Origin of the sequence: Mycetocola lacteus (genome assembly GCF_003667575.1) — a bacterium.
GTDB lineage: Bacteria > Actinomycetota > Actinomycetes > Actinomycetales > Microbacteriaceae > Mycetocola > Mycetocola lacteus.
The window spans coordinates 536,861-558,254 of record NZ_RCUY01000005.1; the positions used below are offsets into that span (position 1 = coordinate 536,861).

Genomic DNA, 21,394 nt, shown 5'->3' on the forward strand with positions numbered 1-21,394 from the left:
ATTACGGAACCCGTTTCAAGATAACGCCGATGATTTTGATGGTGGCCCCGTTCAGGGTCGCGGTGGCCGGGGAACCCGGGCTGACGATGCCATCAAAAATCCGCTGGCTGGACGTCAACCGGGCACCGCCGCTCTTGACCTCTATTGCCGTATAGGTGCCGTCGGCATTCCGAATCAGCCCGTCGTAGTAGCGACCGTTGGGGTTGCCCCCGGGCACCGTCGAGCGGATCTTCTGATCGATCACGTCCGCACCCTGGTCCACTCCGACCTCAGCGAGCCCCTGACGCTCCTTATCGCTTGCTGGGCCATTTGCCCCGCCGTTTTTGCCGGTGTAATGTCCGGCCTCGTCGCGCTTATCACCGCGGTCGATGCCCGAGCTCTCCCAGATCACAACTCCGGCGCTGCCGGTTGCGTCGGTCACCAGGGTGCCGATGCCGGCGCCGATCAGGCCCGCTCCGGCCCCGATTGCTCCGGCCGAGACGATGTTCAACGGGATTCCCCCCACCGCCCCGATGCCGGTGGCATCCAGGGCACCGCCCCCGACCTCCCCGGCGATCCCCACCACGAGCAAACCGAGTCCGATCCCCGCCTCGGTGAGCGCCGCCGGGTCCGACATGGCTGCATTACCCACCGAGCCCAGCGCGTTGACGCCGTCACGGAGGCCACTCAGCATCATCTCGCCGACGAGGCCCCCGGCCGCCGTAAGCGCGGGCCAAAAGGTGTCGGCCGAGGCCACCCGGTCGGCGAGACCGGTCAGGGTTCGGGCGCAGATGTCGGCGTCCTCGGCGACGCGCGCCTGGATGTCATCGAGCAGTGCCTGCGCCTCGTCATCGGGAGCTGGCTCGGTCGGCTGCGGCGCAGCTTCCGGGGCGGCGGCCGCCTGCGCCGCGGTCCACGCGTCGATCGCATCCCACACCCGCGCGCGTGCCCATTCCAGGGTGTCGGTGTATTGTTCAAGCGCGTTCGCCCCGGCCGCGGTCTGTGTTTCGGCGGCACGCCAGCGCCGGGGATACGGCGCAAACTTGGCGGTGAAGGCGTCCGCCGACTCCCCCTCCCATACGTCCTCGGTGCTGATTCGCTCCAGGAGCGCGGCCGTTTCTCCGGCCGAGGTCGCGTGGGTCCGCCAGTTCTCGATGACCCGGCGCAGTCCCGCCGGGTCTCCGGGGATCAGGACCTCGGGGTCTCGGGATTCGGCGAGCGTGACCCCCAGCCGGTCAGACACTAGCCCCGCCGCCCCGAGGAGTCTTCGCCCGCGGTACCGGGGACCGTGGCTCCGGAGTTGGCGGCACCGGGCGCAGCGGTACCGGGCACCGCGATGCCCGGCGTAAATGGTGAGCGCCCGCCCTGATCTGCCGGTACCCCCGCCGGCGCTCCCGGTGCGCGCGAAAGCTGCGGGCCCCGAAGCGGCGGGCTCTGAAGCAGCGGGCTCTGAAGCAGCGGGCCCTGAAACACCGGCCCCTGAAGGATCGCTCGCACCGATCTGTCCACGGCCTGTTCGTGGGTGTCGAAGTGCTCGGCCGTCAGCAGGATGCGTCCGCGGAACTCCTCGGCATCGGCTCGCAGCCGGGCCAAATCTTCGGTAAACGTCCGGGCAAAACGTGCACCGGCGCGGGTGAGGTCGAGGTCTCCGCCGCGCGCAGGGATCGCGAATTCGCCGTCCGCGACCGCCGCGGCATCACCGATTCTGGTGCCCAGGTTTTTGATCCCCGCGGCGTCGATATGGATGCGCTGTGCCATACTCATCACCACCCTCCCTGGAATCAGAGTAGGGACCGGTATGGCATCAGGGAACCCAGATAACCCTGGGCATCTGCTTGATGTTCAAGCGCGGAGAACCGCGTGCGGCGAAGGCCCCGGACACACAAAACGAGCCCCGCCCGAAGGCGAGGCTCGTTTTGAGGGTGAAAACCCTATTCGCTCATGATCGCGTGCAGCGGGTAACCCGCCAGACGCTCCCGACCGGTCATATCGGCCAGTTCCAGCACCAGACCAAACCCGGCAACCACGTAGCCGGCGCGCTCAATCAGGCGGCCGGACGCGTGGCAGGAGCCACCGGTTGCGAGCACATCATCGAGGATGAGTACCCGGCTGCCCTCGGGCAGCTGCCCGGGGCGCAGTTCAAGCGACGCGGTGCCGTACTCCAGCTGGTAATCCTCGCGGATCACCTCACCGGGCAGCTTGCCGGCCTTACGCACCGCAATCAGCGGGGTGTTGGTGGCGTAGGCAAGCGCCGAGGACAGCAGGAATCCGCGGGCTTCCACACCGGCTACCGCATCGAACTGGCCGGCAAAGTGCTCGGCAAACTCGTCGATGACCGCGCGGAACGCGTCCGCGTGGCTGAAGACCGGGGTGAGGTCACGAAACAGGATACCCGGCTTGGGAAAGTCGGGAATGGTGACGCTGTGCGCGAGCACCAGATCGGCGGCGGTCAAGGTGCTTACTTCACACCCAGCAGGTCGATCACGAAGATCAGGGTCTGGCCCGAGAGCTGGTGACCCGAACCGGCGGGGCCGTAGGCCAGGTGCGGCGGCACGGTCAGCTGGCGGCGTCCGCCCACCTTCATGCCGGGGATACCTTCCTGCCAACCCGAGATGAGGTTGCGCAGGGGGAAGTTGATGGACTGTCCACGGCTCCAGGAGGAGTCGAACTCTTCGCCGGACTCGAACGAGACGCCGAGGTAGTGGACGTCAACGGTCGAGGAGGCCTGAGCCTCGGCGCCGGTGCCGACCTCGAGGTCAACGATCTGCAGTTCGGTGGGGGCGGGACCGACGGGAGCGTCGATTTCAGGCTTGGTGTTGTTGGTCATGGGTTAATCAAACCGCGTCCGGCCGGGATTTCAAAACCCGAACCGGACGCGGCACATGAACTTAAGCGGTCGGCGAAATGATCGGGATGGCGCTGGTGATGGCCTCCATACCCGAAAGACGCGCCGGAGCGATCTGCTTGGTGACCTCTTCGCGGCTCATCAGACCCGCCTCGACCACCAGGTCTGCGACGTTGCGACCGGTCAGCAGGGCGGTCTTGGCCAGTGCCGCGGCGGCGGCATAACCGATGAACGGGGTCAGCGCGGTGACCACACCCACCGAGGTCCCCACCATGAGTTCGAGGCGCTCCTCGTTGGCGGTGATGCCGTCGATGCAGTTGATCCGCAGGGTGTTGCAGGCCTGCGCCATCCAGGTGATCGACTGCAGCAGCGAGTGCGCGATCACCGGCTCAAACGCGTTGAGCTGCAGCTGGCCACCCTCCACCGCCATGGTGACGGTCATATCGGCGCCGACCACCGAGAACGCGACCTGGTTCACGACCTCGGGAATGACGGGGTTGACCTTGCCCGGCATGATCGAGGAGCCCGCCTGACGCGCGGGCAGGTTGATCTCGCCGAGACCTGCCTGCGGCCCCGAGGAGAGCAGACGCAGGTCGTTGCAGATCTTGGAGAGCTTCACGGCCGAACGCTTGAGCGTGCCCGAGAAGGACATGAATCCACCCACATCCGAGGTGGACTCCACCAGGTCCGGGGCGGTGGAAAGCCCCAGGTCGGTGATCTCGTTGAGGTGACGCACCACCACGCCGGCATAGCGCGGATCCGCGGTGATACCGGTGCCGATCGCGGTGGCCCCGAGGTTGATCTCGGCCAGCAGTGGCAGGGTTTCGCGCAGGCGGTCGTAGTCCTCGCCGAGGGTCGTGGCGAACCCGTGGAATTCCTGGCCCAGGGTCATCGGCACGGCGTCCTGCAGCTGGGTACGTCCCACCTTGAGCACGTGGTTGAACTCGCTCCCCTTAGCGGTGAAGGAGGCGCGCAGCGCCTTGAGCTCGGTCAGCAGGGTCTGCAGTGAGAAGGCCAGCGCGATCTTGATCGAGGTCGGGTAGACATCGTTGGTGGACTGGCTGCGGTTGGTGTGATCGATCGGCGAGAGGTAGGCGTAGTCGCCCTTCTCTCGGCCGGCCAGCTCAAGCGCGATGTTGGTGATGACCTCGTTCGCGTTCATGTTGGTGGAGGTACCGGCACCGCCCTGGATCACGCCCACGCAGAACTGGTCGTGGTACTCGCCATCGAGCACCTTCTGGCACGCACGTACGATCAGGTCGCCCTTCTCGGCCGAGAGTGTGCCCAGCTCCACGTTGGCTCGGGCCGCCGCCTGCTTCACCGCCGCGAGACCGTTGACCAGGTCCGGATACACCGAGATGGGTCGCTTGGTGATCGCGAAGTTTTCCAGGGCCCGCGCGGTGTGGACACCCCAGTAGGCGTCTACCGGGATCTCGACCGAACCGAGGGAGTCGGTTTCGGTGCGGGTGGCGTTGGTGGTGGTCATGTTATTCCTTGCTCCATATCTGCGGGATACCGCGCGATAGTCACTGTGGCGTCGTTGCCCTCCGGTGTGGGAGAGGGTGATGGCTCAAGCCTAGCCCGCGAAAACACCGGCTCGCCCGACCCAACGCGGAAAGCCCCTGAACGCCCAGACAACATCCCGTTAAACACACACGGCGAGGAAACAAAGGTGTCCTCGCCGTGTGTGTTGCCCAAATTTAGCCGATCAGAGCCTCGATCGGTCCGCGGGCGAAGAACACCACAAAGCCGGCCGCAACGATCCACAGCAGCGGGCTGATGGTGCGGATCTTGCCCGCCAGGGCGTGCAGCACAACCCAGGAGACAAAGCCCACGCCGATACCGTTGGCGATCGAGTAGGTCATCGGCATCACGGTGATGGTCAGGAAGACCGGCAGCGCAACCGTGTACTCGGTCCAGTCGATCTCCTTGATCTGGCTGATCATCATGGCACCCACGATCACCAGCATGGCCGAGGCCACCTCGGAGGGAACCAGCTGGGTCAGCGGGGTGAAGAACACGGCCAGCAGGAAGAGCAGACCGGTGACCACGTTGGCCAGGCCCGTGCGTGCACCCTCGCCGATTCCGGCACCCGACTCCACAAACACGGTGTTGGAGGAGCCCGAGGTCATACCACCGGCGATCGCTCCGACACCCTCAACCACCAGGGCCGACTTCAGGCGCGGGAAGTTACCCTTCTCATCGGCCAGTCCGGCCTCCTTCGACAGACCGGTCATGGTGCCCATCGCATCGAAGAAGTTCGAGAAGACCAGGGTGAAGACCACCATGATGCCGGCCAGGATGCCCAGGCGCTCGAAACCGCCGAAGCTGAAGGCACCGATCAGGCTAAAGTCGGGCAGTGAGACCAGGCTGCCGGTGAACTCGGGCACGGTGAGGCCCCAGCCGCCGGGGTTCGGCTTGCCGTCCACGAAGGCCGGGCCGAGCTTGAAGATGGCCTCGGCGATGATCGCCAGGACGGTGCTCACAACCAGGCCGATCAGCAGCGCGCCGCGCACCTTGCGGGCGACCAGGATTCCGGTCAGCAGCAGGGCGATGACAAACATGATGGTCGGAACGGTGGTGATCGATCCGTCCTTGCCGAGGCCCACCGGGGGCGAACCCAGGCCGGTCGAGGTCACAAAGCCCGCGTTCACAAAACCGATGAACGCAATAAAGAGGCCGATACCCACCGAGATGGCCACCTTGAGCTGCACCGGGACGGCATCGAAGATCATCCGGCGCAGGCCGGTCACGGCCAGCAGCACGATGATCACACCGTTGATGACCACGAGACCCATGGCCTCGGACCAGGTGACCTGACCCACGACGCTCACGGCCAGGAACGAGTTGATGCCGAGACCCGCGGCGAAACCGAAGGGCAGGCGAGCCACCACACCAAAGAGGATGGTCATCACACCGGCGGTCAGGGCGGTCACCGCGCTGACCTGGGCGAAGTCCAGGGCCTTACCGGCGATATCGGGGTGACCGGAGAGAATAATCGGGTTCAGAACCACGATGTAGGCCATGGTGACAAAGGTCACCAGACCGCCGCGGATTTCCGCGCCGAAGGAGGAACCTCGCTTGGTTACCTCAAAAAACCTGTCGATCTTGCTCTTGACGCTGGATGCGTTCTCTGAGGCCACTGGCGGGCGCTCCTCTCAAAAAGTTTGTCTGTGAAATAGCATAGAGTGTTGCCAGGTCTGTTGACGACACGCGATACCCTACCCTCCCTGAAAGTGAATACATGGCCCTCCCTTGGACCCTGCATGGCGACGGAAAAACCGTTCAGCCCCGCGAAATTGTTGCCCCCGGCGAACGCCTGAGCTGGCCCCGCACCATCGGAATCGGCGCCCAGCACGTTATTGCAATGTTTGGTGCGACCTTCCTGGTCCCGGTTCTGACCGGGTTCCCGCCGAGCACCACCATCCTCTTCTCGGGTATCGGAACGATCCTGTTCCTGCTCATCACCAAGAACAAGCTGCCCAGCTACCTCGGCTCCTCGTTTGCGTTTATCGCCCCGGTTCAGGCGGCGGTGGCCAGCCACGGCCAGGAGAGCGCACTGTTTGGCATCGTGGTGGTGGGTCTGACCCTGGCGCTGATCGGTCTGCTGGTCAACTGGACCGGTGTGGGCTGGATCAATAAGCTCATGCCCCCGGTTGTTGCCGGAACCATCGTCGCGCTGATCGGTTTCGCCCTGGGCCCGGCGGCCTGGATGAACGCCGAAAAGGCCCCGATCACCGCGCTGGTTACCCTGTTTGCGGTGGTCCTCTCGACCGTCCTGTTCAAGGGCATCCTCGGTCGCCTCTCGATCTTCATCGGCGTGATCGTCGGCTACGTCTTCGCCGTGTTCCGTGGCGAGATCGACTTCAAGGCCGTGGGCGAGGCCGCCTGGATCGGCCTGCCCGACCTGCACCTGCCCGGCAACCCCTTCCTGGACTCCGGTCTGTGGACTGTGCTGCCCGCCTTCATCCCCGTGGTACTGGTGCTGATCGCCGAGAACGTGGGCCACATCCGCGGCGTTTCCGAGATGGTGGACCAGCCCCAGCTGAATAAGCTCACCGGCCGCGCCCTCTTCGCCGACGGCCTGGCCACCATCGTTGCCGGCTCCGGTGGCGGTTCGGCCACCACCACCTACGGTGAAAACATCGGTGTGATGGCCGCAACCCGGATCTACTCGACCGCCGCCTACTGGGTGGCCGGTATCGTGGCGATCCTGCTGAGCCTCTCCCCCAAGATCGGCGCGATCATCACCACGATCCCCGCCGGTGTGCTCGGTGGTGTGACCACCGCACTGTACGGTCTGATCGGTATCGTCGGTGTGAAGATCTGGCTGGACAATAAGGTCGACTTCTCGCTGCCCAAGAACCAGTTCACCGCGGCCACCGCGCTGATCGTGGCCGTGGGACAGTTTGTCTTCACCTTCGACGACATCTCGTTCAACTCGATCGCCCTGGGTGCGATCGCCGCCATCGTGATCTACCACGTGATGAACGTGCTGGGTCGCTGGCGCGGCACCGACGGTGAGGACGCCTCGCCGCTGATCGGTGGCACCGAGGCCCCGGCCGCCTCCGCGTCGGCGTCGTCCACGGATGCGGGCAAAAACGCATAGTCGCCGCCCCGCACCGCCCACACAGGAACCCCCGCCGAGCTACTCGGCGGGGGTTCCCGTTTTCAGCGGCGAACCGGATCGTGCTACTGGCGCACGTCCAGGCGTTCGAGCCCGGCAATCGCGCCGCCATCGGCACGCTGCACACTCACCGCGTTGGTCCCGACGCCGAGCGGCAGGTACACGGTCTGCGTCCCCACGTGCCCGGCACCACCGGTCGCGGGCAGGGTGATCGGCACCACGGTCCCGTTCACCACCACCTTGGCCGAGGTCGCCGTGGCCGCCGAGTAGCGGATCTGCGCGGTGGTGGATCCGGCGTTCTGCGCATTCACACTCGCGCTGCCCGAGGACAGTGCGTAACCGGACACCACGGTCACCCGATCAAAGTCCGGCGCATAGCCCCCGACGGCACCGAGAACCACGGTGTTGTTGCCGGCGTTCAGCTGAACCGGCACATCGACGGTGCGGACGATCTCCCATCCACTGGGCTTGCCGTCGTTGCCCTTACCCGAGCGCGGCGGCGAGACTGTCTGCGCCGAGCCCGCGTTAACCTTCACGGTGAAGGAGCGCGGATCCTCGGAGAGATATCCGACCCGCAGCGTGTAGGTTCCGGCCGTGGCAACCTGGAGGTTCGGGAAGCTCAGCGTCGCCGATCCCCCCATGCTGCCCACCTTGTTGCCGCCCGAGCAGCCCGGGCAGGCGGCGATCTGGGCGCCACCCGCACGTACAGCGGCGGATCCCTCGGCCTCGATCACGCGGTCGGCGGTCCCGAGCATCGCCAGCGGGGTCTTGGACACGTGCACCGAGACGCCGCCGTGCAGGCGCAGCGGAATGCTCAGCGTGGTGCCCGCGGTCACCGTCTGGGTGCTCAGCGCGATGCTGCGGTCATCCGCGCCGTCGGCGAAAATGGTCGCGGTGTAGGAGCCTGCGCCCAGGAAGCTCAGCGGGATCGTGGCGGTGCGGGCCTTATCGGTGACCGATCCGATGAACCAGTCGTCCCCGCTGCGGCGAGCCAGGGTCGCATAATCGCCGGGGAAGCCCTCGATCAGCTTGGTCTGGTCCCACACGCTGGGGATCGCGCGCAGCAGGTGACGACCAACCCAGGTTTCATAGGCGGCGTTGGAGTCTGCATAGTGCGCCATCGCCGAGGCGGTCACCACGCCGAGTGCCAGCTGGTGGGCGTGGGTCGTGAGCAGGGAGCCGATCGAGAAGGTGATCGGGGTCATGTCCATGCCGCCGATCACATTGCGGGTGAACGGGTAGGTCGCCGAGTCCTTGGCCGTGGGCGGGCGTCCATACTTATACTGCTCGTTACCCAGCACGGCCTCGCTGGTGATGATCTGCGGATAGGTGCGGTTCTCTCCCGCCGGCTTGGTCGAGCCGTGGAAGTTCACCAACATGTGAGAGGTTCCGGCAGCCCTGGAGATGCGATCGTAGAGCGCGATGGTTTCGGCTCGATCGGACTGCATGAAGTCGATCTTGACCCCGGACACCCCGCGGTTCTTCACGTTCTGCATGACCTGGTTGACCTGGGACTGGGTGAAGTAGCTGCCGTCGGCGTTGGTGAAGTCGCCCTTGTGCATCCAAATGAAGATGCCCACGCCGCGCTCCTTGCCGTAGGCGGCCAGGTATTCCACGTCGCCGTTGGTGTTGTTGTAGCAGCAGTCCACGGTCACGTAGCGCACCCCGAGTTCCTCGGCGGAGTCGATATAGGACTGCTGGGACAGGCGCATGTTGTCACCCTCGCCCGCCTTTTCCTCATTCGACCACCAGGACCAGAGTGCGGCCCCCGGTTCAACCCAGGAGCTGTCGGTCCCGGCCGCCGGATCGGGGTTGAGGTCGGTGACCATCGAGCTCACGGTGACCTTTTCCAGCTGGGAGCTGGCGATCACCACGCGCCACGGGGTCTGCACCGCACCGTTCACGGGCACCGCCACGGCCGAGGCCGCGGTGTTGAACACGTTGTTGTCGGGTCCGGGCAGTTGGGCGTTCAGGGTGCGGTTGTTGTTGCCGTTCGCATCGAGTCGGATCGCCGGATAGAAGTCGTTGTTGTAGACGGCGGCCTCGGTGATCAGCGCCCAGGAGGCGTTATCGCGCAGGCTCGCCAGCACGGGCATCGAGAACTTCTTGGTGCCCATCTGGGTGGACGAGACATACGGGTAGCTGTCCTCGTAGTCCTTGGCCTCGCGGTAGGGGCTGGCCCAGAGTCCGGTCCCCGTGGGGAGCGCAAACTTGGTGGCCTCGCGGGTCAGCGTGGTCTGGCCCACGCCGGCGACCCGATAGCGGAAGGCCACCCCGTCGTTCTGGGCGCGGGCGGTGATTTCCAGGGTGGCCGCGCCCTTGCGGTAGGTCAGGGTCATCTCGTTGGCATCCGAGGTGATCGGCCCGTTGGTCCGGGCCACCAGCGAGTACTCCTGGTGCACGGCGCGGGTGGTCACCGAGTCAAAGTTCAGCCCGGTGCTGAGGTCCGCGGCCGCGGTCACCAGTCCCAGGGCCGAGGAATCGATCACGCTCTGACCGTTCTGGGCGACGCTGTAGTTCAGCGCGCCGCCGGTGGCCTCGGTCACCACGAGCGAGGTGTTGCCGTCCGGGGAGGTGACCGTATAGGCCCCTCCGACGGCGGCTGCGGGAAGCGATCCGAGCGGGATCGCGGCCCCCGCAAGCAGCAGTGCGCCGCTCGCGAGGGCAACAAGACGATGTTGTTTCATGCTTCCTCCTGTCGGTCGACGCACCATCGCGTCGACACTCTGGAGTAAACCGAATTTAATTCACATCGTCAAGTAACAGTTTGATCTCGGTTAGGCGCGAACCAGATCAAACAGCAGCGCATTTCCCGGGTTGAGCAGGGGCAGCGGAACCCCCGTCACACCCAGCACAAATCCCGAGAGGATCGGCGTGGACTCCCCCGTAGGCAACCACTCGGGATCCGCCACCTGATGCGCCTGCGCGGGCCCCACCTCGCGCCGAATCGCCACCCGATAGCGCGCCTCGGGATCCAGCCCCGGGAAGCGAACACGCGGGGTGTGAGCCACCGCGCTGGTCGCAAAGCGCTCCCACGCATAGATCGCCCGCGACCCATCCGATGCGACAACCCCATGCAGCGCGGCCCCCGCATCCAGCCCGTCGGCGTGCACCGAGATGCCCGCGTGCAGGACCGGACGCAGCTCGCGATACAGCGCGGTCCAGGCGGTCAGCATCGCGCGCTCCTCGGGGGTGCACGAGGTAATGTCCCATTCGATTCCGGCGTGACCAAACAGCGCGGTGATCAGCCGGTACGGCAGCGCGATCGAGCGGTGCGTGGTGTGTGCCTCCTCGGGCCCCACGTGCACCCCGATCACCTCGGGTGGCAGCAGCGCCGCGGTCCAGCGGTGGATCCAGCGTCGCTCGATCGGATCGTTGGTATCCGAGGCCCACACCCGCTGCGCAAGCCCCATGATTCCCAGGTCCACCCGGGCCCCGCCGCTCGCGCAGGATTCCAGCTCCAGCTCGGGGAACTCGGCCCGCAGCTCGGCAAACATCCGGTACAGCGCCCGGGTCTGCTCGTGGACTCGGACGCTACCGGTGGTGCGGTCGATCGCCGCGTGCAGCTCGCGGTTGTGATCCCACTTGATGAAGTTGATGCTGTACTCCCGCACCAGGGCCGAAATCCGGTCGTAGATGAAGCGATAAGCCTCGGGATGTGCGATGTTCAGGACGTGCTGGTGGCGCCAGCTGCGGCCGAGCTGGCGCTCGTCGGCGAGGATCCACTCGGGATGCGTGCGCGCCAGATCCGAGTCCAGGTTGATCATCTCGGGCTCAAACCACAGCCCAAACTCCAGGCCCAGGCCGTGCACATGCGCGGCGAGTTTGCCCAGCCCGCCGGGCCAGATCCCCTCGTCCACGAACCAGTCGCCGAGGCCCGCGGTGTCGTCGCGTCGCCCGCGGAACCAGCCGTCATCCAGCACAAAACGCTCAACCCCGATCTCGGCCGCGGTGTCGGCCAGGCGCGCCAGGGTCTCGAAGTTCTGGTCGAAGTAGACGGCCTCCCAGGTGTTGAGCACAAGCGGACGCGGCTTCTCCGGGTGCGCGGCCAGGGCGCGCGAATAGGCGTGGAAGCGGGCGCTGATGCCGTCGATTCCCGCATTTGACCAGGCAAAGAGCACCTCGGGCGAGACGTAGCGCTCTCCCGCCCGCAGCCGGATTTCGCCCGGTTCCAGCAGCTCGCCGCCGCCGATCAGCGAGGTGAGGGCGCCGGCCCCCTCGGGCAGGCGATCCACGCGCTGTTCGAGGGATCCCGACCAGGCCACGTGGGTGGCCCAGATCTCTCCGCTGCGGTTTTCAAAGCCCGGGGTGCCGAGCAGGGTGAGGTAGGCGGCGTCATGTCCGGGGCGTCCACGATGCGTGGCGCGCACGTGACCACCGTCGGTCAGCGACCTGCGCTGCGGGCGGCGCTCCCCGCTCCAACGGCCGGTGAAGTCGAGGATTTCGCGGGCGCGCTCGGGCACCGGAAGCAGGGCGCGCACGGCCCCGAGCGCGAGGATCGCGTCCGCCGATCCATCGGAGCCCAGCGGCGACCCCGCCGCCGTCACCTCGAACCGCACGGCCAGCACCCCGGCCGGGTTCAGCTCATAGTTCGCCACCACCTCCAGGCCGGTTGCCTCCTCAAACAACCAGAATCGGGCCGAGCGGGTATCGCTCTCCACGCGCAGCAGCTCAAACCGGGTCGCGCTGCGCCCGCCGCGGGCCGCCTCGATCCCCGGCACCCCGGACCACCCGTCGGACTGGGCGGGCAGGATCCCGAGCCGCCGCGGCTGGTCGAAGGAACTGTTGACCACCGCGGGGAGCGCGGTCGCGCGCAGGTCCTCTAGGGCGTGGGCGTCCCCGGCGGGGATGGCCTCCCCCCAGTGGATCACCGCGGGGAGCTCATCCCCCACCACGTCGAGGACCACGCTGACCCCGGCCGCGGACAGGTGAATGGGCGAAGCAGGTGTGTTGTTCATGCAGACTTCCTCATCTGGCACATCGTTCGTGCATACTTGACATCGTGAATTAATAATGTCTACACTCAACCAACAACGCAACCGTGTATTCCGGATTCCCCGCGAAAAGGACCCCGATCAACGATGATCACAAGCACCTCCCCTCTCCCCACCCCCGTCGCCGTCACCGAGCTGGTCGAGGGTGACCTCACCGCGACCCTGACCCACGACGGGGAACGCCTGCTGCTGAGCGCAACCCACAACGGGGCGCCGGCAATCGACCCGATCGAACTGGGCATCACCGTCAACGGCGAGGCCCTCACCGGCACCGGCGAGATCACCGGCATCCACCAGGAGCGGATCGCCGAGACCTACACCGCCTATACCGGCAAGGCCACCGGAACCCGCACCGTGGACCACGCCGAGCGGCACATCGAGCTGCGCTCCCCGCGCGGCACCGAGTGGACCCTCATCCTGCGCCTGGGTCACGACGGTCTGGCCTTCCGCTACCAGATCGGCACCGCCGCCGCGATTCCCACCGACACCCTGACTCTGGGCACCGAGCTGACCCGAATCCCGCTGGAGGGCGCACAGCGCGCCTGGGTACTCGACTACCAGACCTGGTACGAAACCCCGCGGGTGGGCGTGGATCTCGCCGACCTCACACCGGGAGACTTTGGGTTCCCGCTGCTGGTCTCGCGCCCCGGGGGCGCACACGTCCTCTGGAGCGAATCCGACATCGACGCCACCAACTCGGGTGCCCACCCGGTGTTCACCCGCGAGGGCGGACCCGCTCTGCTGGTGACCCCGGCGGACCCCACACTCTCAATCCTGGCCGGACACCGCACCCCGTGGCGGGTCGCGATTATCGGATCCCTGGCCCAGGTTGTCGCCTCGACCCTGGTGGATGACCTCGCCCCCGCACCCAGCGGCCCAATCACCGCGCCGCGGCCGGGACGTGCGGCCTGGTCCTGGTGGTCAAGCCAGTACTCCGGTGCCTACCTCTCCGACCAGAAGCGCTTCACCGAATACGCCGCCGAACAGGGGTGGGAGCACGTGCTGGTGGACTGCGGCTGGGACGAAACCTGGGTCCCCGAGCTGGTCGCCTTCGCCGCCGCCCGCGGCATTCAGGTGCACCTGTGGAGCTCCTGGTCCGACCTCGACGGTGCCGAGGCGCTGAGCAAGCTTGAGCGCTGGCGCAACTGGGGTGTGGCCGGAATCAAGGTGGACTTCATGGAGTCCGAGGGCAACCGCCGCTACCGCTGGTACGACGCGATCCTGCGCGAGAGCGCGCGGGTGGGCCTGATGGTGAACTTCCACGGCTCGGTGATCCCCCGCGGCTGGGCCAAGACCTACCCGCACGTCGTCTCCTATGAGGGCATTCGCGGGGCCGAGTACTACGTGTTCTACGGCAACCCGCTCTCGGCCGCGCACAATGTGATCCAGCCCTTCACCCGCAATGTGGTCGGCGCGATGGACTACACCCCGGTCACCTTCAGCGCCCCCGAGCGCGAAACCAGCGACGGCCACGAGCTGGCCCTCGGGATCGTCTATGAGTCGGGGATCACCCACTTTGCCGATGATCCCGACCGTTACCGCGAGCGTCCGCTGGCTAACCGTTTCCTGGCCGAGCTGCCGGCAACCTGGCACGAAACCCGCCTGCTTGGCGGCGACCCCGACAGTCACGCGCTGATTGCCCGTCGCCACGGCGACGCCTGGTACCTGGGGGCCATCGCGACCGGAGTCGCGCGCACACTGAGCCTGCCGATCGGTGAGCTGTCGGGAGCATCGCTGGATATTTGGCTGGTCACCGACGGTCCCGGCAACACCCTCGAGGAGACACTGCTGAGTGCTCACGGCGGCGAGGCGATCGAGGTTCCGGTTGCCATCAACGGTGGATTTGTGGCCATCGCGGTCCCCGCCGGTACCCCGCTGCTGCGGGCGAAGCCGCGAGCGGTGCTCCCCGAACCGGCCGTCGAACCCCGGGTGGCCACGATTACCGCCGGCGGCACCGCTACCCTGCACTCCGAGCCCGGTGCCCGCATCCGCATCACACCGGGCTGGTCGGCGCTGCCCGCGCGCGACAATGAGCGCGACTGGACCATCACGGCCCCCGCCTCGGCGAGCGCCGGAGACACCGGGGTCGTGACCGTCGAGCTACCCGGCACCGACGGCGTCCCGCGCACCGCCCACGCCCGCTTTGTCCTGCCGTTTGGGGAGGGCGAACACCCGCTCTCGGATGCACCCTTCCTCTCCTGCCACAACGAGGTCGGACCGGTGGAACGCAACGAGTCCAACGGCGGGGGTGATCCCCACGATGGCACCACGCTGACCGTCGCCGGAACCACCTATCCGTCGGGGCTCGGCGTCTCCCACAACTCCGCGGTCACCTTCTTTCTGGGTGGTTCAGCCTCCACGCTGCGCACCGCGGTCGCCGTGGATGACGAAACCCCCGATGCCGCCGCCCAGGTTTCGATCGAGATCGATGGCACCGAGCATACCCGGCTCACCCTCCGCTCGGGTGAAGCACCCCACGATCTGGAGATTCCGGTTGTCGGTGCCCACACCCTCACCCTGCGCACCCAGCCCCTCGATGGAGCGGCCCCGGCCCACATCGACTGGCTGAACCCGCGCCTCCAGTCCTAACCCTTCCCCCCAGCGTTCCATCCATCCCGCCCCCGGGCGGAACTACGAAAGGAATACCCATGAAGAAGTGGCTTGGTACCACCGTCGCGATGCTCGCGGCCGGTGCCCTCCTAGCCGGGTGCTCATCGTCGAGCCCCGGATCTTCGAACGGCGACGAAGCCGTGACCCTAACCTACGGCGTCTGGTCGCAGGAGGATGCCATGCAGAAGATCGTGGACGCCTTCGAGGCGGACAACCCCAAGATCAAGGTCAAGCTGCAGGTCAACCCGTGGAATGAGTTCTGGACCAAGCTCCAGGTCAGCGCCCAGGGTGGCACCGCCCCCGATGCCTTCTGGATGCTCGGCGACCGCTTCCAGGTGTACGCGTCCAACGATCAGCTCCTCCCGCTGGATGACGCGATCAAGGACGCGGGCATCGACACCTCCGTCTATCCCAAGGCTCTGGTGGACCTGTTCAACTACGACGGCAAGCAGTACGGCCTGCCCAAGGACTTTGACACCATCGGCCTCTGGTACAACAAGACCCTGTTTGATGCCGCCGGCGTCGCCTACCCCACCGACCAGTGGGAGTGGAAGGACGTCCAGGACGCCGCGGCCAAGCTGACCGACCCGGCCACCGGAACCTTTGGCATCGCCGCCCCGCTGAACCGCCAGGAGGGCATCTACAACACCATCGCCCAGGCCGGTGGTGAGGTCATCTCGGCCGACGGAAAGAAGTCGGGCTACGACAATCACAAGACCCAGGAGGGCCTGCAGTACTGGGTGGACTTCGTGAAGAACGGCCAGTCCCCCACCCTCAAGCAGCTCGCCGACACCGAGGCCGTCGCCCAGTTCGAAAATGGCAAGGTCGCCATGTACTACGGCGGATCCTTCTACGCGAGCCGGTTCTACGAGGACGCGAAGCTGCGCGGCGAGATCGACGTGACCGTGCTGCCCAAGGGCGAGAAGCGCGCCACCGTGATCAATGGCATCCAGAACGTCGGCTACGGCAAAACCAAGCACCCCGAGGAACTGAAGAAGTTCCTGCTGTTCCTCGGTGGCGAGAAGGCCGCCAAGATCCAGGCCGACACCGGTGCCGCGATCCCCGCCTATGAGAACACCCAGCAGGCATGGATCGACTCGATGCCCGAGTTCGCGCTGAAGAACTTCATCGACCAGGTCCCCGACTCGGTGGTCTACCCGGTGTCGAAGAACACCCCCGCCTGGAACGAGCTTGAGGACAAGCTGCTCGCCCCGGCGTGGGAGCTGAGTGAGAGCGTGCCGGATGCGGCAAACGCCCTCGCCGAGGCCATGAACAAGGTTCTCGCCAAAGAATGACCAGCACACTGAGCGGGCGGGGCGCGAACACGCGTCCCGCCCGTCCGGCCCGGCGACGCGGTGCCGCGGTCGGCCTGCTCTTTATCGCTCCCGCGTTCATCGGGCTCCTCGCCCTCTATCTGATCCCCCTGGTCCGCACGGTTGTCCTCAGCCTGATGGAGACCGGGCCCTTTGGCGGCGGTAAGTTTACCGGCCTATCCAACTATGAGGCGCTGCTCGGCGACGAGGCCTTCTGGCATGCCCTGCGTAACAGCGCGATCTACACGGCGATCGTGCTGATCGGTATCCCGCTGGCGATCCTCGTCTCGGCGCTGATCAACAACGCCCGGCGCGGCCGCGCGATCTACCGTGTCCTTTACTTCCTGCCCGTGGTCACCCTCCCCGTGGCCGTGGGTATGGTCTGGCGCTACATCTATAACGGCGACTTCGGTCTGCTCAACCAGTTCCTCGCTCTGTTCGGGATCGACGGGCCCAGCTGGGTTGCCGACCCGCAGGTCGCGATCTTTGCCGTCGCCATCGTGGGCATCTGGATGACCCTCGGCACCAACATCATCATCCTGGGCGCGGGCATGCAGGGCATCCCCGAGGAGCTCATGGAGGCATCCTCGCTGGATGGTGCCGGTCCGGTCCGCCAGTTCTTCGGCATCACGCTGCCGCTGCTGAGCCCCAGCATCTTCTTCGTCTCGGTGCTCTCGGTGATCTCCTCGCTGCAGATGTTCGATCTGATCTACGTGATGATCGGCCGTGGATCCCCCGCCCTCGACGGTTCGAAAACTATCGTGTTCCTCTTCTATCAGAAGGCGTTTATCGAAAACGATCAGGGCTTTGGGGCCGCGATCGCGATCGTCTTGCTGATGATCATCATGGCGGCCACCGCCATCCAGTTCCGCCTTCAGCGCAGATGGGTCTTTTATGGGTGAGACAGTTTTGAGCCGCGGACGAGCCTCGCGCCGTCCGACGCAGTGGGTCACCCACACGGCGCTGATCCTCGGTGCCTTCGTGATGGTGGCCCCCTTCATCTGGCAGTTACTGACCAGCATGAAAACGATCCCCGAGTCGCGGGCGGTTCCGCCCACCCTGCTCCCGGGCACGTTCAACCTCTCCTCCTTTGAGCGTTTCTTTGACATGGTGCCCTTCTGGGGCATGCTCGCGGTCTCCCTCGGCGCGCTGCTGCTGCGGGTGGCCGGGCAACTGCTGATCTGTGCGCTGGCGGCCTACGGGTTTGCCCGCTTCGAATTCCGCGGTCGCAACCTGCTGTTCGGGGCGTTCCTGATCATGCTGATGGCCCCGAGCCAGCTGTTCATCATCGCGCAGTTCGACCTGGTCAAGGGCCTGGGAATGCTCGATACCGTGCCCGCCATCGCGCTCCCCGGTATCTTCTCGGCGTTTGGTACGTTCCTGATGCGTCAGGCATTCCTGGCCATCCCGCGCGAGTTTGAGGAGGCCGCCCGCCTGGACGGTGCCGGATCCTGGCGGATCTTCTGGCAGATCATGCTTCCGATGACGGGCCCCACGCTTGCAGCCCTCACGGTGCTGACCTCGTTATACTCGTGGAACGACCTGCTCTGGCCGTTGATTGTCACCTCGTCGAAGGAAACCATGACGCTGCCCGTTGGACTCGCCGCCCTGCAGGGGCAGTACGGTACCGACTATCCCCTGTTGATGGCTGGATCCTTCATCGTCTCGCTGCCGTTGATCATCATCTTTGTGGCCCTCCAGCGTCAGTTCTTTGCCGGAATCGCGTCGAGCGGGCTCAAGGGATGACCGGCATCACGCAGATCCCGGTGTCCTCCCCGGCGGGGATCGCGGTCTTTGGACACATCCTCAGTCACGGTCCGGTCCCGCGGATCGACGTGGCCCGGGCCACCGGGCTCTCGCAGGCGGCGGTCACCAAGGCCGTCACCGTGCTGATCGAGGATGGCTTCCTAGAGGATGAGGACGCCGCCGCTCCCCCGCGCGCCGAGGCACCGCTGGGCCGCCCGGCCAACCCGCTGCGGGTGCGCGCCGGGCGCGCACAGGCCATCGGGGTCAAGGTCACTGCGGACCGGGTGTATGCGGTCCGCACCGACCTTATCGCGACCCCGCTGGCCGTGACCAGCCGGGCCAACCCCGGCACCACCCCCGAGGCGGTGCTTGAACAGATCGCCGCGGTGGTTGCCGAGCTGAGCACCGCGGGCACCCCGATCTCCGGGGTCGGGATCACCGTCTCCGGTGACGTGGATGCGCAGGCCGGCGTGGTCCGCGACTCCCCGCTGATGGGCTGGCGGGATGTCCCGGTGGCCGCGCTACTGGGTGAGCGACTCGGCCTGCCCATTGTCCTGGAAAACGACGTGCGCGCGCTGACCATCGCCGAGCAGATGTTTGGCCGTGGTGCCGGCACCCACTCGTTTGCGATGGTCACCATCGGTGCCGGCATCGGCTGCGGCATCTTTGTCAACGGCGCGGTCGTGGAGGGCGCCCACGGGGTCTCGGGCGAGATCGGGCACCTCCCGCTCGCCCCGGGCAACCTGGTGTGCTCCTGCGGACGACGCGGGTGTGTGGAGACCATTGCGTCCTCGGCGGCGATCGTGACCGCCGTGCGCCGTGCCCTCGGCAATCACACCCTGGACATGCCCGCGGTGGTTGAACTCGCTCGTGCGGGCGATGTGGCCGCGCGGACCGCGTTTGCCGACGCCGGTGAGACCATCGGATCGGCGCTGGCTGCGCTGGTCAACCTGATCGGCCCGCAGCGCGTGATCATCGCCGGTGAGGCCGTCGGAGAGTACGACCTCTATGCCGAACGCATCCGCAAGGCCTTCGCCGAGCACGCGTTCGGATCCGCCCTGAACTGCGAGATCATCGTGGCGTCCCACACGTTTGAGGAGTGGGCGCGCGGTGGTGCGGTGGCGGTGATTCGCGAGATCGCTCGCGGGCGCGGCTAAGACGCTCGGTCAGAACGGGCCCGATCCTCTGCTGAGGATCGGGCCCGTTTTGTGTATCCGCTTAACGGCCTCGGGGTGCCCGCCCACAGGCGAGCACCCCGAGGCGCGAGTGACACGTTCTAGCCGTGGAAGAACGGCACAATCAGGTAGATACCGGCCAGCACGGCCGCCGCACACAGGGCGAAGCAGGCATAGGCACCGGCGCGGGCCAGGCCCTTCTGAGCCGGGGTCAGCGGGTTCTTCTTGGCGGCCTTGGCGGCGCGCTTGGAAGCCTGCTTGATCTCGGCCTTGGACAGCACGGTGATCGCATCGGTGAACTCGGCGGGCAGCGCCACCGGCACACGACCGGCGGTGACCAGCAGGCGCACACCCATCGCGTACAGGGCAACCACCAGGATGGTGCCGGTCAGGGCGGCCACAAAAACGGTAATAAAGGCGATCCAGTCGACGCTCATCGCTTGTCTCCCTCGCTCGAACCGGACTCGGGATCGGCCTGGGCCGCCTTTGCCTCGGCCTTTGCTTCGGCCTTGGCCTCCGCCTTTGCTTCAGCCTTGGCTTCCGCCTTAGCCTCAGCCTTGGCCTCCGCCTTAGCTTCGGCCTGGGCCTCGAGACGTGCCTCAATGCGGGCGGGAATCGGCTTGGGCTCGATCTCCTCGGGGATGTCCACGGCGAAGGCGGACTCGGCCACATCGGCCACCGCAGCCTCGACAAAGTCGGTCTTGCTGCGACGCGACCACAGGTAGATGAACAGCACGGCACCGAATCCGACGATCGCGTCGATGATCAGGCCCACGGTCCCGAAGTTGTGTGCCACCCAGGCGGCCAGGCCACCCACGATGGCGGCGGCGGGCAGGGTCATCAGCCAGCCCAGCGCGATGCGCCCGGCGGTGCCCCACTTCACCTTGGATCCGCGGCGTCCAAGTCCCGAACCGATCACCGATCCCGAGGCGACCTGGGTGGTCGACAGGGCGAATCCGAGGTGGCTGGAGGCCAGGATCGTGGCGGCGGTGGAGGTCTCGGCGGCGAAGCCCTGGGCGGGCTTCACCTCGGTCAGTCCGGTACCCAGGGTTGCGATGATGCGCCATCCACCCACGTAGGTTCCCAGCGCGATGGCCAGTGCACACACCAGAATCACCCAGAACTGCGGTTCGGTGTGATCGGCTGACTGCGCACCCACGGCGACCAGGGTCAGGGTGATCACACCCATGGTCTTCTGCGCATCGTTGGTACCGTGTGCGAGGGCCACCAGGGAGGAGGTGAAGATCTGGCCGTAGCGGAAGCCGGCACGACCGTCGGGCTTGCCATCGTAACGACGGGTCATCGCGTACACCAGGCGGGTCGCCAGGAACGCGATCAAGCCGGCCGTCAATGGCGCAAGCACCGCGGGCAGGATCACCTTCGACAGGAGCTGACCGCTGTCGATCGCGGTAAAGCCGATACCCACAATGGCGGCACCGATCAGGCCACCAAAGAGCGCGTGGGACGAGCTCGAGGGCAGACCCAGCAACCAGGTCAGCATGTTCCAGATGATCGCACCCAGCAAGCCCGCAAAGATCAGCTCGGGGGTGATTTGCACCCCGCCGTCTCCGCCCTCGCGAATGATGCCGTGGGAGATGGTTTTGGAAACCTCGGTCGACAGGAATGCTCCGACGAGATTCAGGATGGCCGCGAGTGTAACCGCGACTTTCGGCTTCATCGCACCGGTTGCAATGGGGGTGGCCATCGCATTAGCGGTGTCGTGAAAACCGTTTGTAAAGTCAAAAAAGAGTGCGAGCGCTATTACGAGAATAACGATAAAGGTTGCGTCCACCGGGATTTTTCTCTGAGTCGGACCCCCACTGTTCAGGAATGCGTCATACGGAGTTCACGACGATTTCCCACACACGGGGTTGCAAACGGGGTTGTCATGTCGATACTTCCATCGGTATCCACGTGCGTCAACTCGACATTCGACGCGCCGGGCGCTCACACCCGCGCTCCCCTCGACACACCGCAGCTTTCCCCCCGGTGAGCGCGCAAAACCTGGCCGATGTCACGACCTCAAAATCGCTGGATTTAATTCCTCGCCCGGTACGCACCTGGCGGCTATTGACGGCCCCCTGTCCGATGGTCCCGGATTCCCC

At 66.1% G+C, this 21,394-nt stretch carries 16 protein-coding genes; 6 read left to right on the plus strand and 10 right to left on the minus strand.

The window, feature by feature from the left end; translation table 11 throughout:
* Position 1: 1 nt before the first annotated feature.
* The 6 genes from D9V34_RS08020 to D9V34_RS08045 all read right to left on the minus strand — a co-directional run bounded on the left by D9V34_RS08020 (position 2) and on the right by D9V34_RS08045 (position 5,967).
* Positions 2 to 1,222, minus strand: a complete 1,221-nt coding sequence (locus tag D9V34_RS08020) for a putative T7SS-secreted protein (RefSeq protein ID WP_121688298.1) — start codon at positions 1,220 to 1,222, stop codon at positions 2 to 4.
* Complete coding sequence (locus tag D9V34_RS08025) at positions 1,222 to 1,743, minus strand: hypothetical protein (RefSeq protein WP_147441652.1); 522 nt, start codon at positions 1,741 to 1,743, stop codon at positions 1,222 to 1,224. Before D9V34_RS08025 ends, D9V34_RS08020 begins: the two co-directional genes overlap by 1 nt.
* A 167-nt stretch (positions 1,744 to 1,910) precedes the next feature.
* Positions 1,911 to 2,432: an adenine phosphoribosyltransferase gene (locus D9V34_RS08030; protein WP_121688300.1), complete on the minus strand. Its 522-nt coding sequence runs from the start codon at positions 2,430 to 2,432 to the stop codon at positions 1,911 to 1,913.
* A 5-nt stretch (positions 2,433 to 2,437) separates the two neighbouring features.
* On the minus strand, positions 2,438 to 2,806 hold the full coding sequence (locus D9V34_RS08035; protein WP_121688301.1) for an FKBP-type peptidyl-prolyl cis-trans isomerase: 369 nt from the start codon (positions 2,804 to 2,806) through the stop codon (positions 2,438 to 2,440).
* A gap of 61 nt (positions 2,807 to 2,867) precedes the next feature.
* A complete protein-coding gene (locus D9V34_RS08040; RefSeq protein ID WP_121688302.1) occupies positions 2,868 to 4,310 on the minus strand; it encodes an aspartate ammonia-lyase in 1,443 nt (480 codons plus the stop codon).
* Between the two features lie 214 nt (positions 4,311 to 4,524).
* Entirely contained in the window at positions 4,525 to 5,967 is a 1,443-nt protein-coding gene (locus tag D9V34_RS08045; protein WP_121688303.1) for an NCS2 family permease, read from the minus strand.
* Between the two features lie 101 nt (positions 5,968 to 6,068).
* Between D9V34_RS08045 and D9V34_RS08050 the strand changes: the two genes are divergently transcribed.
* On the plus strand, positions 6,069 to 7,433 hold the full coding sequence (locus D9V34_RS08050; protein WP_121688304.1) for a uracil-xanthine permease family protein: 1,365 nt from the start codon (positions 6,069 to 6,071) through the stop codon (positions 7,431 to 7,433).
* An 83-nt stretch (positions 7,434 to 7,516) separates the two neighbouring features.
* Here D9V34_RS08050 and D9V34_RS08055 read toward each other — a convergent pair whose 3' ends face one another.
* Both D9V34_RS08055 and D9V34_RS08060 read right to left on the minus strand, forming a co-directional pair.
* Positions 7,517 to 10,138 (minus strand): glycoside hydrolase family 97 N-terminal domain-containing protein, encoded by a 2,622-nt coding sequence (locus D9V34_RS08055; RefSeq protein WP_183091906.1) that lies wholly within the window; start codon positions 10,136 to 10,138, stop codon positions 7,517 to 7,519.
* A 90-nt stretch (positions 10,139 to 10,228) separates the two neighbouring features.
* Positions 10,229 to 12,409: an alpha-galactosidase gene (locus D9V34_RS08060; protein WP_121688306.1), complete on the minus strand. Its 2,181-nt coding sequence runs from the start codon at positions 12,407 to 12,409 to the stop codon at positions 10,229 to 10,231.
* 123 nt (positions 12,410 to 12,532) lie between these two features.
* Between D9V34_RS08060 and D9V34_RS08065 the strand changes: the two genes are divergently transcribed.
* From D9V34_RS08065 to D9V34_RS08085, 5 genes are read left to right on the plus strand one after another with little or no spacing between them, the layout of a single operon-like run.
* Entirely contained in the window at positions 12,533 to 15,034 is a 2,502-nt protein-coding gene (locus D9V34_RS08065; RefSeq protein ID WP_121688307.1) for a glycoside hydrolase family 97 catalytic domain-containing protein, read from the plus strand.
* Between the two features lie 59 nt (positions 15,035 to 15,093).
* Positions 15,094 to 16,350, plus strand: coding sequence for an ABC transporter substrate-binding protein (locus D9V34_RS08070; protein ID WP_121688308.1), 1,257 nt, complete (start codon positions 15,094 to 15,096; stop codon positions 16,348 to 16,350).
* On the plus strand, positions 16,347 to 17,270 hold the full coding sequence (locus tag D9V34_RS08075; RefSeq protein ID WP_121688309.1) for a carbohydrate ABC transporter permease: 924 nt from the start codon (positions 16,347 to 16,349) through the stop codon (positions 17,268 to 17,270). The genes D9V34_RS08070 and D9V34_RS08075 overlap by 4 nt, the downstream gene beginning before the upstream one ends.
* Entirely contained in the window at positions 17,263 to 18,114 is an 852-nt protein-coding gene (locus tag D9V34_RS08080) for a carbohydrate ABC transporter permease (RefSeq protein WP_121688310.1), read from the plus strand. The genes D9V34_RS08075 and D9V34_RS08080 overlap by 8 nt, the downstream gene beginning before the upstream one ends.
* Positions 18,111 to 19,271 (plus strand): ROK family transcriptional regulator, encoded by a 1,161-nt coding sequence (locus tag D9V34_RS08085; RefSeq protein WP_121688311.1) that lies wholly within the window; start codon positions 18,111 to 18,113, stop codon positions 19,269 to 19,271. The genes D9V34_RS08080 and D9V34_RS08085 overlap by 4 nt, the downstream gene beginning before the upstream one ends.
* 119 nt (positions 19,272 to 19,390) lie before the next feature.
* On the opposite strand, the gene D9V34_RS08090 is transcribed toward D9V34_RS08085, so the two are convergent.
* Positions 19,391 to 19,726 (minus strand): hypothetical protein, encoded by a 336-nt coding sequence (locus D9V34_RS08090; RefSeq protein WP_030142975.1) that lies wholly within the window; start codon positions 19,724 to 19,726, stop codon positions 19,391 to 19,393.
* Positions 19,723 to 21,081, minus strand: coding sequence for an inorganic phosphate transporter (locus D9V34_RS08095; RefSeq protein ID WP_121688312.1), 1,359 nt, complete (start codon positions 21,079 to 21,081; stop codon positions 19,723 to 19,725). The genes D9V34_RS08090 and D9V34_RS08095 overlap by 4 nt, the downstream gene beginning before the upstream one ends.
* Between the last annotated feature and the right edge of the window lie 313 nt (positions 21,082 to 21,394).